This window comes from Allobosea sp. GW822-FHT05A11 (genome assembly GCF_058800455.1).
On sequence record NZ_JBXAMI010000002.1, the window covers coordinates 430059 to 443449 of the forward strand.

General features: G+C 67.1%; 9 protein-coding genes. 1 reads left to right on the forward strand and 8 read right to left on the reverse strand.

Annotation, left to right across the window (positions count from 1 at the left end):
* A complete protein-coding gene (locus AC1RLU_RS07375; protein WP_492794760.1) occupies positions 1-1827 on the forward strand; it encodes a metallophosphoesterase family protein in 1827 nt (608 codons plus the stop codon).
* Here AC1RLU_RS07375 and AC1RLU_RS07380 read toward each other — a convergent pair.
* From AC1RLU_RS07380 to AC1RLU_RS07415, 8 genes are all read right to left on the reverse strand, one after another.
* The gene (locus tag AC1RLU_RS07380; protein ID WP_492794761.1) at positions 1817-2875 is read right to left on the reverse strand and encodes an AI-2E family transporter; all 1059 of its coding nucleotides are present in this window, start codon (positions 2873-2875) and stop codon (positions 1817-1819) included. The two genes, AC1RLU_RS07375 and AC1RLU_RS07380, sit on opposite strands and share 11 nt — an antisense overlap.
* A gap of 65 nt (positions 2876-2940) precedes the next feature.
* Positions 2941-4008 carry a patatin-like phospholipase family protein gene (locus tag AC1RLU_RS07385; RefSeq protein ID WP_492794763.1) on the reverse strand — a complete coding sequence of 356 codons (1068 nt, stop codon included), beginning with the start codon at positions 4006-4008 and terminating at the stop codon, positions 2941-2943.
* Positions 4009-4039: 31 nt separating this feature from the next.
* On the reverse strand, positions 4040-5770 hold the full coding sequence (locus tag AC1RLU_RS07390; RefSeq protein WP_492794764.1) for a hypothetical protein: 1731 nt from the start codon (positions 5768-5770) through the stop codon (positions 4040-4042).
* The gene (locus tag AC1RLU_RS07395; protein ID WP_061963617.1) at positions 5767-6276 is read right to left on the reverse strand and encodes a DUF1269 domain-containing protein; all 510 of its coding nucleotides are present in this window, start codon (positions 6274-6276) and stop codon (positions 5767-5769) included. The genes AC1RLU_RS07390 and AC1RLU_RS07395 overlap by 4 nt, the downstream gene beginning before the upstream one ends.
* Positions 6269-7747, reverse strand: coding sequence for a M17 family peptidase N-terminal domain-containing protein (locus AC1RLU_RS07400; protein WP_492794765.1), 1479 nt, complete (start codon positions 7745-7747; stop codon positions 6269-6271). Before AC1RLU_RS07400 ends, AC1RLU_RS07395 begins: the two co-directional genes overlap by 8 nt.
* Before the next feature lie 91 nt (positions 7748-7838).
* Positions 7839-8978, reverse strand: coding sequence for an efflux RND transporter periplasmic adaptor subunit (locus AC1RLU_RS07405; protein ID WP_492794767.1), 1140 nt, complete (start codon positions 8976-8978; stop codon positions 7839-7841).
* Positions 8975-12058, reverse strand: a complete 3084-nt coding sequence (locus AC1RLU_RS07410; protein ID WP_492794769.1) for an efflux RND transporter permease subunit — start codon at positions 12056-12058, stop codon at positions 8975-8977. The genes AC1RLU_RS07405 and AC1RLU_RS07410 overlap by 4 nt, the downstream gene beginning before the upstream one ends.
* The gene (locus AC1RLU_RS07415) at positions 12055-13155 is read right to left on the reverse strand and encodes an efflux RND transporter periplasmic adaptor subunit (RefSeq protein ID WP_492794771.1); all 1101 of its coding nucleotides are present in this window, start codon (positions 13153-13155) and stop codon (positions 12055-12057) included. Before AC1RLU_RS07415 ends, AC1RLU_RS07410 begins: the two co-directional genes overlap by 4 nt.
* Positions 13156-13391: the final 236 nt, after the last annotated feature.

Here is a 13391-nt window from a genome sequence, read left to right on the forward strand (position 1 = left end):
ATGGCGGCTCGCTCTGTCCGGGGACCGCATGCCGCAGCTCAAGTTTCCTTCGACGCCGCCCGCCCGGCCGGCCGCGCCGCCATGCCGATGATCATCGAACCGCGGCACGGCGACGCGGAAGACGACGCGAGCAGCACCAAGAAGCACTCGCTGATCGCCATCGCGGGCAGCCTGCTTGGCGAGATCAGCCTGCCCAAGCTGGCGCTCGCCTGGGTTCTGGGTGCCCTGCTGCCGAGCCTCCTGCTGGGCGCGGCCCCCCTCGTCATGTCGGCCTGGGTCGCATCCGTGTCAGGCCGCGTGACGGCACTCGCCGGGGTCGGCTCGCTGGTGCTGCTCGCTTTGGTCGGCGCCGTCGGCTGGTACGGCTTCCGGCCGCTGTTCCGCCTTGCGGAGAAGAGCTTCTGGTCGCTGAACGCGCTTGTGGTGCAGCCGGGCTACGCCATCTGTCGCGAGGGGCTGCAGCACCTCGCCGAGCGCTTCATCCCCGCCGCCGCCGCTCCGGACAGGCGGGCGACCTGGCGCGCGGGCAGCGCGATCGGCGCGGGGCTGGTCGGTTGCCTCGTTGCCGGCGCGGTTGCCGCCATCGTCTGGCCGGCCACGCGCTGGTCCGGCGGCTTCGCCGACTTCGTCGATCCGGTCCGGCTCGTCCTTCCCGCCCTCGCCAATGCCGTCGTCCTGATGTCGCTCTATCTGGCAGCGGCCTCGCTGCTCTGGGGTATCGCCGACGGGTTCATGGACCAGCCGCAGGATCTCGACGGCTTCGACACCGTGCCGCCCGCGGCCCGCCGGTGGCGCGTCGCGCATCTCTCCGACGTCCATGTCGTCGGCGAGCGCTACGGCTTCAGGATCGAGAGCGGGCGCGCCGGCCCGCGCGGCAACGAACGCTTTCGCCAGGCGCTCGAGCGGCTGGCTGAAATCCATGAGGCCGAGCCGCTCGACCTGCTGCTCATCACCGGCGACATGACAGACGCCGGGCGCTCGGCCGAATGGGCCGAGTTCCTCGACGCCATGCTGCGCCACCCCGCTCTCGCCGAGCGCAGCCTGATCCTGCCCGGCAACCACGACGTCAACATCGTCGACCGCGCCAATCCTGCCCGGCTCGAATTGCCGGGCAGCCCGGGCAAGCGCCTGCGCCAGATGCGCACGCTCTCGGCCATGGCGGCTCTCCAGGGCGAGCGCGTGCAGCTTTTCGACGACAGCCGAAGCCACCTCGCCGGCAGTCTCGCCGCCACGCTGGAACCGCATCGCGACAGGATCGCCGCTTTCGCCGATTTGGGGGGCTTGCGCCTCTCAATCGGCCTCGCCGCGATCTGGGAGGATGCCTTCCCGATGGTGTTGCCACCGGCCGAGCCGGACGGACTCGGCGTCATCCTGCTGAACTCCAACGTGGAAGCGCATTTCTCCTTCACCAACGCGCTCGGCCTCGTCGCCGAGGAGGATATGCAGGCGTTGCTCGCCGCGACCCGCGCCTTTCCGCAGGCGCGCTGGATCCTGGCGCTCCATCACCATCCGGTCGAATATCCGCGGCCGGCAAAAGCGTTTTCGGAGCGCATCGGCACGGCCCTGATCAATGGCAGCCGGCTCCTGCGGCTGCTGCGACCCGTCGCTTCCCGAATGGTCGCGATGCATGGGCACCGCCATATCGACTGGATCGGCCGTTGCGGCGCGCTGAAGATCGTCTCCGCGCCGTCGCCGGTGATGGAGGCGACGGATGACGAACCGACCTGCTTCTACATCCACACGCTGGCGGCGGCGCCCGGCGGGATTGCGCTGCTGGAACCGCAGCGCATCGTGATCGAACCCGCGCCGCCCGCCGTCATGGCGTGACGGACGAGCCTTCCGCAATCTTCTCGTCCTTCTGGGGCGAGCCGAAGATTTCGGCCAGCCACAGCGTCGACGGATGCAGGGCGCAGAAGGTGAGCAGGGCGATGGTGATCGGCACGCCGATGAAGGCACCGAAGACCCCCCAGAGATAACTCCAGAAGAACACCGAGAACAGGACGGTCGCCGGCGAGATCGAAAGGGCGCTGCCGGCGACCCGCGGCTCGACATAGCTCCCGACCACGAACTGGATCAGGTTGAGGCAGGCGAAGACCGCGATCACCGCTTGCCAGGAGCCGAACTGCGTCATGGCGAACAGGGTCGGGAAGACCGTCGCGACCAGCGGGCCCAAGAACGGGATGTAGTTCAGCAAGAAGGCGATGAAGCCCCATTCCTCGGCCAGTTGCAGGCCGACAGACTTGGCGAAGACCCAGACCAGCACGCCGGTGATCACGCTCATCGCCGTCCGGACCAGCATGTAGCGGCGGATCTTGACCGCCGTCGCGATGCTGCCGCGCAGCAGCAGGTCGCCGGTGGCGCGATTGCGCATGCTCCTGAGCTTGCGGCCGAACTCATCGACTTCGAGCAGGCCTAGGAAGACATAGACCAGCACCACCAGCCAGAAGCTCATCGTGCTGTTGAGGCGCCCCGTGACGGTCTGGGCGGTGCGCAGCATCCAGCTGACACTGAACGCCTCGGACCAGGCCCCGGCGACCGCGATCCCGTGCCCTTCGAGCCAAACCGTGACCTGGTCGTAGAAGGTCTGGAAACGGGCGGCATCGCTGACGATCCAGCGGCCGACACGGCCGAAGGCCCAAGCGATCAGGGAGCCGAAGCCGACGAAGGCGACGACCATGACCACGACGCAGACCGCCAGCGCCAGAAGGCGCGGCAGGACGCCCTGCAGGGCCTTCTGCAACGGCCAGACCAGCGCGATGATGAACAGTGCGAAGGCGACCGGCGCAAAGACCGAGCTCGCGATCGACAACGCCGCCACCACGATGATGGTGGCGGCCACGACCAGACCGGCCTGATGGATATTGCCGCTCGTCATGATCCTGTCCGTCCTCGCATCGGCGGCAATATCGAGGTTGTGCGGCCGTTCAGCATGAGCACCGGTCAGACCCCCTTGGTGAGTTCGGCGAGATCGAGCGTCGAGCGCTTGCCGATCTCGTTGCGATTTGCCTGGTAGAAGGCCTCTGCCGAACGCCTGCCCTCATCGTGCAGCATCGTCAGGAACTCCCATTCGGCATTGAGCTTCGAAGAGTAGCCGAGCTCGGTCATGGCGTCGCTGGTGATGCGGTGGACCCGCATCCGCGCCCAGCGCGCACCCTCGCCGGCCCCGGAAACCGCCTCGCGTTGCAGGAGCGCCATCATGCGGAGCTCCTTCAACAGAACCGCGTTGAAGGAGACCTCGTTGAGACGGTTCAGGATGTCACGCGCCGTCCGCGGCGTTCCCGGCCGCTCCACCGGATTGATCTGGACGAGGATCGTATCGCTGGCATTGCTCTCCTCGATCAGCGGCGTCATGGTCGGGTTGCCGGAATAGCCGCCGTCCCAATAGCTCTCGCCGTCGATCTCGACCGCCTGGAACAGGGTCGGCAGGCAAGCCGAGGCGAGCAGCACTTCAGGCGTGATCTCGGCGTTGCGGAAGACGCGATTGCGGCCGGTGCGGACATTCGTCGCGGAGATGAACAGCTTGATCGGGCTTTTCGCGATGGCGTCGAAATCGATCACCTCGGCAAGGATCTCGGTCAGCGGGTTCGTGCCCGCCGGATTGAGGCTGTAGGGCGAGACGACCCGGGACATCATGTCCATCGCGACGAAAAGCGGCGAGGTGTCGAGCGTCCAGCGCCCGAGCAGCACGTCCAGCGGCGAACGCTGGAACGGGCTGAACTTCGCCGCCTCGGAGACCTTTCGCCAGAACTGGTTCAGCGCCTCGCGCGCGCCACCCCGTCCGCCGGTGACATAGCCGGAGGCCAGGACCGCCGCATTCATCGCCCCTGCCGAGGTGCCCGAGATCGCCTCGATCGTCAGCCAGTCCTCCTCGAGGATCCGGTTCAGCACGCCCCAGGTGAAGGCACCATGCGCGCCCCCACCCTGCAAAGCGAGATCGATATCGAGCGGCTTGCGCGGCGGGGCGCTCGCGCCGCCGGCTTGGCTGGAGGAAGCAGGTGTCTTGCTCACGACATCACCGTTGTTGGCGGAACCGGCCGCGTCATGACGACTTCACCAGCCCCGAGAAGCCCGCGACCGCGAGCAGGCTCAAGGCCCAGCCGACGATCGATTGAAAGTAGAAATAGCTGATGGCGACGCGCCCTCCGGGCTTCGCCGGATTCGGTCGCCAGAAACTGCGCTGGCCCATGTCCAGCACCGGCAGCAACGTGTCGAGCGAATACATCCACGGGCTGAAGGCGGGGTAGCTCGAGGCTTCCCAGCGCTGCCGGAAGCAGTCGAGCTGGGTCTGGCCCGGCACAGCCAGCCCTTGTGACGGGCCGCTGGCGACCAGCGGTCTCTGCTCCCCATGCGCGATGCCGCACAAGGTCCATTCCGGCGCGCGCAGCACGACGGCGCTGTTGGGCATCACCGCGCCCTGGCCCTCCGCATAGGCGAAGATCCCGACGCCTGCGAGCCAGAAGAACACAAGCCAGACGAGCGCGAAGAGCGGCCTGCGGCCATAGCCGAGCGTGATCCCGAGGATACCGTCGGCGACGAAGAGAAGCGCCCGCCAGACCGGACTTTCCGTCCGCGCCCGGCGGGCCCGGCGCTGCAGCCTTTCCTTGATGACGAGCACCGAGCTGGCATCCTCGCCATGCCCCATCTCGCGGAAGACCGCCGCGAGCTGCTCGTAGGGTTGCGGCCAGAAATCCTCGCCCCAGCGTGCGGGTGTCTGGCGGGCGAGCCAATCAAGGCGGCTGTCCGCATCGACCGGTCCATCGATGAAGGCGCCGTAGCGGCAGCGGTTGAGCAATAATTCGCCTGGCTTCGGCCAGGAGGCCGCCTCGTCATGGATCGTGCCGATCGAGGCACCGGTCAGCGCCAGCGTGCCGTCCAACCGAGCGTCGCGGCGCAAGAAGAAGGCGCCCTTGATAGCCGCCCGGCTGGCGTCGAGGGCGGTATCCCCGGCATGATCGACAAGCGTACCGGAACAATCGAGATCACCAGCGATAGCGGACCCGGTCAGTCGCACCTCGCCGGTGACGTGTGCGTTTCTCAGCACGATGCTGCCATGGCAGGTGATCTCGGTCGCGTCGATCGCGGTTCGCTCGAAGGCCGGAACGGTCGCGCCCGCGGCGTCGAGATCGGCCGCCAGGACCGCGCCGGCCAGATTCACGCCGCCGCGCAGGGTCGCGCCGCGCAGGAGCACGTTGCGCACCTCCAGGCTGCGGCCCAGCAGGGCATAACCGCTGCGATTGCGGATCGTCGCTCCGTCGCATTCGAGGTTGCCGCCGAGGCGCGCCTGGTCAAGGTTGATTCCGCCCTCGACATCCGCCCCCCGAAGGTAGATGCCGCCGCGCGCCTCGAGTCGCTCGGCCTGCAGGCCGGGTAGCCGAGAGCCGTCCAGAAAGAGCCGGTTGATGATGGCGGCGCGCAGGATCGGCGCTGCCTCGAAATGGCAATCGTTCAGGCCGATGTCGCGAAAGATGCGACAGGCCTCAAGGTCAAGAACCTCGGAAATCCAGGCGCCATGAACGAGTACGCCCTTCTCGTGCGGCCGGCAGCCTGCCTCGCCGCCGAGCATCAGGAAGCGCAGGAACGAGGCGCGCACGATACGCGCCGGATCAGGCTCGGCGGGCAGGACCCCGTTGCCGAGCCTGTCGAAGCTGCCGGACTGGAGCTTGGCGACGATCTCCTCCTCCGCCGGAAGCAGCGGCCGGAAATCGTCGAGGCGCACGGTCGAGGCTGCCCAGACGGCGGCCTCTGCACCCAGGCTCCAGTCGAGGGTCACGCCGGCGATGCCTCGGCACTCGCCGCGGCCGAGAGGGCTTCGCGCAGCTGGGCTTCCTTCGTTTCGTCGAAGGAGGTGCTGATCAAGGTGCCGCCGACGCCCTTGAGATCGGCCAAAACCTTGTCCGTCGTCATCTTGCGGATCAGCAGGAAGAGGCCAGCCGTGTTCGGCTGCAGCGCCGAGGCGGCATCTTTCATGAACTTGTCGTTGATGCCGATATCGGTGAACTTGCCGCTCAGCGCGCCCGAGGCGGCACCCAACGCCGTGCCGACCAGCGGCGCCAGGAAGATGAAGCCGATCAGCGTGCCCCAGAGCGCGCCCGAGGCAGCGCCCGTCGCGGTCAGGTTGATCATCTGGTTGAGCTTTACCTGACCCTTCTCGTCCTTGACCACGACGACCGCGTCGCCGAGCTCGATCAGATACTCGCGCTGGAGCGAAAGGACCTTCTGGCGAACTTCCTCAGCCTTCTGTTCCGTCGGGAAGGCGATGAAAACGAGATCACTCATGAATGGAGCTCCTGCTTGAGCGGGGAGAAAAGATCGCGTGCCCCGGCACCGCTCGTGCCCGGCCGACCAGGAATTCCGCCAATAACGGCACCGGACGCCCTGTCGATCTCCTCCGCTGTGCCGTCGATGCGGTTCCGGCGATGTCCAGATGCGCCCAGGGATAGGCGGTGGCGAAGCGGGCCAGATTGGAGGCGGCCGCGATCGCATCGGCGGGACATTCGATCTCTTGATCGGCCTCAGCGTCCTGGCCCGCGGGTAATGGCGGGTCATCTTCCCACAACGGAAGCTGCCATACACCGTCGCCTGATATCCCACCGCATTTCGACAGTTCCGATGCCAAGCCTTCGTCATTGGCGAACAAGCCGCTGGCATGGCTGCCCAGCGCGATGAAGCTTGCGCGGCTCAGCGCAGCGACGGTGATGACACAGCTCGGCGAAAAATGAGCGGCGTAGCCGAGCACGTCCTCCAGGAGCGAGGGTTCCCGCGCTCGGTGGCCGTCATCCCTGTCGATACATGATGCTCCACGCTGGCTGGCGACGATGAGACCCACGACATTCAAGGCGAGCCCCAGCCGCTCGACCGTCCGCATCGCGCCCAGCACGCTCCCGATGCCGTGCATGTCGCAGGCTGAAGGAGGCGCGAACGGCTTGTGCTTGGCAGGCGCCTGGAGCGCCGCGACATCGTCACCGATCAGGACGATCGGACGGCCAGCCGCCTTCCGATGATCGCTCCTCACGACGAAGAGCTTGCAGGCGCCGGCCACAGCGTTCTCTCTTGCCAGAAAGTGCGTCATGCCATGCTTCTCGAATTCATGCCTCCCCAGCACATCGAGGCTGAAGCCGAATTGGTTCGACATCGCCTGCAGCGTCCGCGCGATGAAAGCCGGCGTGCACAGGTCCGGTGAGAGATCCCCCAGCTCCTTGGCGAAGGAAACGCCCTCGCCGATCGCCACGCCCTGCCGCAGCGCTCCGACCAACTCCGAAGTCAGGGCCTGTGGCACGAGCAGCGTAATGGTGCATTTTTCGTCTCGGATGTTTCGATCGGGCAGCCCGAAGTCGAAGCGGCCATCGGCGAGAATCCGCGCGGCCTGCTGCATCCGCCAGCTGAGCGCCCGGCGCGGCACCTCGTTCTCCGCGAGCGTGACGACCACCTCCGCGACCGGATCGTCATTCAGGGCCACGGCCACCGCCGCGAGCGCCTGCCGATAGGCCCTGTCGGAAAACCGTCCGGCTTTGCCAAGGCCGACCAGCAGTAGGCGATGCGCCGCGACACCGGGCAGCTTTCCGATCAGGCAGGTCGCGCCGACGGTTTCCCCAAGGCCAGCCTGGTCGAGGATGGCTGCGAGCCGGCCGGCCGACCGATTGTTCACCGCCCGCGCCGAACCCATCAGCGGACCGTCGCAGAAAACCCCCAGGACGAGAAATTCCGTCCCGAGTTTCTCTGCTTCTCCGGCTGCCGGAACGATCTCCATGGATGCCCTCTGCCAAGGAAACTGCAATGTCGGTGGGCCAAATTCTGGAATGCCGCTGTTCGCCATCCGCATCGGCCTCCGCCCGCGACGGTCACGGCGACACGGCCGCCTGCTGCCGCGACGAAGGCAATTGCCCAGGCAACAGCCTGACGCGCTGGCCGGGATGCAGGGCTTGAGCGCCAGCCGATACGATGATTTCGCCGGGCGCCAGCCCCTGGGAGAGGATGATCGTGCCGGCATCGAACCGCAACACATCGATATCGCGCAGGGAAACGGTCGATTTGGCGGGGTCGACGACCCATACGGCGGGCGAACGGCCTTGCTGGGTCAGTGCGCTCGCCGGAATGGAAACGATCGCCGCGGTGGTGAGTTCGATCGTGCCGACGACCGTCGAGCCGAGGCGCATCGCCTCCGGTGGGTCTTGCAGCCCGACCCGAACGGCAAAGGTGCGCGTCACCGGATCGGCCTGCGGCGCGACTTCGCGCACCGAGCCATATGCCGTCACAGCAGGAGCATCAGCCAGCGCGACACGGATTCGGGCATCGCTGAGATGGGTGTCGAGCACCGTTGCCGGCACGTTGAACACCGCGTCGCGGCTGTCGTCGCGAGCAATTTGGACGACGACCTGACCCGGCTGGATCACCTCGCCGGGCTCGATCCGGCGCGCGGTCACGACGCCCGCAACATCCGTGCGCAACGCAGTGAACCCAAGGCGATCTTGCGCCAACTCGACCTGAGCCTCGGCATTTTCGAGCGTGGCCTGCGCCGTTTCCTGCGCCCGCCGGGCTTGATCGTAGCGCGGCCGGGTCGTGAAGCCTTGCGCCATCAGGCGTTCCTGGCGCTCGAAGGTGCTGCGCGCCGTGCTGACCTCGCCGCGCGCGGCTTCCAGTGCCGCCTTGGCAGCCGCCAGCGCATTCTGTTCGAGAGCGGGGTCAAGTCGGGCGATGACCTGCCCCGCCTTCACCTGGTCGCCGACATTGACCGGGCGTTCAAGGACACGCCCGCCGATGCGGAAGGCGAGCGAAACGTCCTTCTTGGCCTGAATCTCGCCACTGAGCTGGACGTCGTCGGAGAACTGCCCCGCCTCCACCGTGACGACGCCGACCGGCCGCCCCTCCGCCTGCGGTGCCTTCTCATCGCCGCAGGAGACGAGGATCGCCCCCAGCAACGTGACGGCGGCAATGCGTTCGATACCTCTCGCAAGCATCCGCCTCGTGATGATCGCGCTCATGATCGGGACGCTCCCACACTGGCCATCCGCTTCGTCTTGCCGTTGCGCGCGGTCGCGGCGCCGAACACGGTGACGTAAAGGACGGGGAGGAGGACGAGGGTCAGCACCGTCGCGACCAGCAGGCCGCCCATGATCGCGAAGGCCATCGGCCCCCAGAACACGGTCGGCGCGATCGGGATCATGCCGAGCACCGTCGAGATCGCGGTCAGCACGATCGGCCGGAAGCGCGTGCCGGCGGCGTCGACCGCGGCCTCGACCACGCCCTTGCCGGCCGCGCGCTCATCCTCGATCTGCCCGACCAGGATCACCGCGTTCTTGGTGATGATGCCGATCAAGGCGAGGATGCCAAGCAGCGCGACGAAGCCCAGCGGTTTGCCGGAGAGCAGCAGCGCGGCGACGACGCCGATCAGGCCGAGCGGCGCGATGCTCAGCACAATCGCGAAGAGCCGGAAGCTCCTGAGCTGCGCCATCAGCACCGTGAACATGATCAGCAGCATCACCGGGATCACCGCAATGACCGAGGCTTGCGACTTGGCGCTTTCCTCGACCGTGCCGCCGACGGCAATGTCGTACCCTGCGGGCAGTGTTTTCCTGAGCCCGTCCACCGAGGATTGCAGCGCGCCGACCACCGCGTCCGGCAATATCCCGGGCGGCACATCGGCGGAGACCGTCAGGTTGGGCACGCGATCACGGCGCCAGATCAACGGCGTGTCGAGGCCGTAGCTGAAGCTCACGAACTGCGAGACCGGCACCGAACGGCCGCTCGGCAGCGCGACTTGCATGCTGCGCAACGTGTCGAGCGAGGCCCGCTCCGCATCCTGCGCCCGCACGACGACATCGACGAGATAGATGGAATCCCGCACCTGCGTCACAACCGTCCCGGAGACCACCGTGTTGACGATGGCGGCGACAGCCGCGGAGCTGAGGCCGAGCCGGCGCGCCTCGTCCTGGTCCACGCGCAGGCGCAGTTCGCGGGCGGGCTCGATCCAGTCGAAATTGATCTGCTGTGCCTTGGGATTTGCCGCGACCACCTGCGCCAGCTTCATCGCGATGGTGCGGACCTCGGCGATATCGGGGCCGCTGACGCGGTACTGCACTGGCCAGCCGACCGGGGGGCCGAGTTCGAGCGGCGAGACACGCCCGACCACATTGGGGAAGTCCTTGGCGAGAAGGGCCTCAAGCTTGTTCTGCAGCCGCTCGCGCGCCGCCACATCCTTGGCGACGATCACGGCCTGGCTGAAGAAGTCGTTCGGCAATTGCGCATTCAGCGGCAGGTAGAAGCGGATAGCGCCGCGGCCGACATAGGTGCTCCAGCGCTCGACATCGGGATCGCCCTTCAACGAAGCCTCGAAGCGGTTGACCATGTCCTCGCTCGCATAGATCGAGGCGTTCTGCGGCAACGTGAGATCGACGAGCAGCTCCGGCCGGTCCGACGCCGGGAAGAACTGCCGCGGCACCAGCGGCAGCGCCAGGAGCGAGGCGGCGAACAGGCCGAGCGTGACCGCGATCGTGACCCAGCGCAGCTTGATCGCGCTTGAGAGAAAGCTTCGGAAGCCGCGCTCGACACGCCCCGGCTCCTTCTGCTGTGCGGAGGCGTCTGGCGCTTTCAGCATGGCGACGCCGAGCACGGGTGCGAACAGCACGGCCACGAACCAGGAGACGACCAGCGCGATCGTCACCACCGCGAAGAGCGAGAAGGTGTATTCGCCGGCCGAGCTTGCGGCAAAGCCGATCGGCACGAAGCCGGCGATCGTCACCAGCGTGCCGGCCAGCATCGCAGTGGCGTATTTCTCGAAGGCAAAGGTCGCCGCCTTCATCTTCTCCTCGCCGGCGGCGAGTCGCGTGACCATGGCGTCTGTCGTGGTCATCGCATCGTCTACGAGCAGCGCGAGCGCGATGATCAGGGCGCCGAGCGAGATGCGCTGCATGTCGATGCCGGCGACCAGCATGCAAGCGAAGACGATGGCGAGCGTCAGCGGTATCGCGAGAGCCACGACGAGGCCCGGCCGCACGCCGAGGCTGATGAAACTGACGACCAGGATGATGCCGACGGCCTGCCAGAGCGACATCATGAAATCGTCGATCGCGTGCGAGACCGTCACCGCCTGGTCGGCGACGAGATAGGGCTCGATGCCGAGAGGCAGGCCGGCGGTGACCTCGGCCATCGCCTTCTTGATGTTGTTGCCGAGCGCCAGGATGTCGCCGCCGTCGCGCATGGCGATGCCCAGCCCGATTGCGTCACGCCCGTTCACCCGGAACATCGGCGTCGGCGGATCGGCATGGCCGCGCCTGATAGTCGCGATGTCGGCCAGCCGCACCATACGGTCGCCCACCGGGAAATTGATGCCGAGCAGATCCGCCTCCGATTGGAAGGCGCCGGAGACGCGCACCGAGAACTTCTCGTCCTGCGTCTGCACCTCACCGGCCGGTCGCACGACATTTTGGGCCTGCAGAGCCCCGAGCAGCGCCGAGCGATCGAGGCCGAGATTGGCCAGTTCCCTGACCGAGAACTCGATGAAGATGCGCTCGTCCTGCGCGCCGACGATCTCGATCTTCGAGACGTCTGGCACGAGCAGCAGTCGCGAACGGATGGCCTCGACATGGTCGCGCAGGTCGCGGCTGGTGAAGCCGTCCGAGGTGAAGCCGTAAATGATGCCGAAAGTGTCGCCGAAGCGGTCGTTGAAGAACGGCCCGAGCGTGCCAGCCGGCAACGTGTGCCGCATGTCGGCAATCAGGTTGCGCACCCGGTACCAGGTGTCCTGGACCTGGCGGCCGGGAACGTCGCCCTTGAGGTTGACGAAGATCGTCGTCACGCCCGGCCTGGTGAAGCTGCGCACGCTGTCGAGCCCGGGGGTTTCCTCGAGCTGCCGTTCGAGGCGTTCGGTCACCTGGCTCAGCGTGTCTTCCATCGTGGCGCCGGGCCAGATCGCGGAGACCACCATTGTCTTGATGACGAAGGCCGGATCCTCGTTGCGGCCGAGCTTGACGAAGGCGAAGACCCCGGCAGCGACCGCGATGATCATGAGGTAGATCACGACCGAGCGGCTCTTCAGCGCCCATTCCGAGAGGTTGAAGCTCATCGCGGCTCCGCTCCGATCAAGCGTACGCGCTGGCCTTCACGTAGAAGCCCGGCACCAGCGGTGACGACGATGTCGCCTATGTCCAATCCCTTAGAGATCTTGGCGGCCGCCGGGTCCGCGCTCGCGACCTCGAGCTTGCGCAGCGAAACGGTCAGGTTCTTAGGGTCGACCACCCATACGCCGGTGGCCTGGTCGCGCCGCGCCAGCGCCGTCGCGGGGATGGTGATGGCCCCGCCTTCGGCGCCACGGATCGAGCCCGAGACGGCTGCGCCGAGACGGAAGGCCGGGGACGGGTCGGTCAGGCCGACCCTGATCCGGAAGGTCCGAGTCACGGGATCGGCCTGCGGCGCGATCTCGCGCACCCGGCCGGTCGCCTCCGCACCGGCCTCCCCGCTCAGGGCGACCCGCACCTGCATATCGGGCGTGAGCTGTCGCACCAGATCGGCCGGAATCTCGAAGACCGCGTCGCGGCCCTCCCGCCGCGCCAGCTGGACGATCATACGGCCGGCTGAAACGACTTCCGAAGGTTCCGCGCCGACGCGCGTGACGACGCCCGGCGCATCGGCCTTCAGCGTTGTGAAGCCGACGACGTCCTCCGCAGACCGGACCCGTGCCTGGGCCGCATCGACCTGGGCGCGCGCGGCGGTGAGTGCCTGTTGCGCGCTCTCGAAATCCGCCTGCGTTGTGATGTGGCGTTCGAGCAGATGGCTCTGCCGCTGGAACTGGTTTTCCGCCTTGCGCAGATTGCCCTGCGCCGCAGTCAACGCGGCCTGAACGGAGCGGAGGTCGTTCAGCTCGTTCTCGGGGTCAAGTCGCGCGACGGTCTCCCCCTCGCGGACGGTCGCGCCAAGACCGACCAGGCGTTCCGCCAGGCGACCGCCGATGCGGAAGGCCAGCGACGCCTGGTCCTGCGCCTCGATATGACCGGTGAAGGCGAGATCGGGCGCCTGGCGTGGCGGCTCGACGGTCACGGTCCGGACGAAGCGAACCGGCGCCGGAGCCTCCTTCTCCTCACGGTTGCAGGAGGCGACGGCGAGCGCGATGGCGGTCACGACCGCAAGACGGCCCAGCCGCGATGAAGCCTCGCCGTGCCTCATGACCGCTCCCTCGCAGCCTCCTGCCGCTGCAGCGGCGCACCCTGGCATCCCAAGCCTTGCCTCTGCATCGAACCCTTCCCCTGACGGCCACGCCCCCGCATGCCAACGGGCGCGTTTACGGCCCGCAAAGCCCTTTCAGGACGACACAGAGAGGCTAGCAACCCCGAAGAAAAGGCGGATCAGCTCAGAATCCCAACTCTGGGCTGGTCATCCCATTGTTGGAAAAGGCCGAGTTC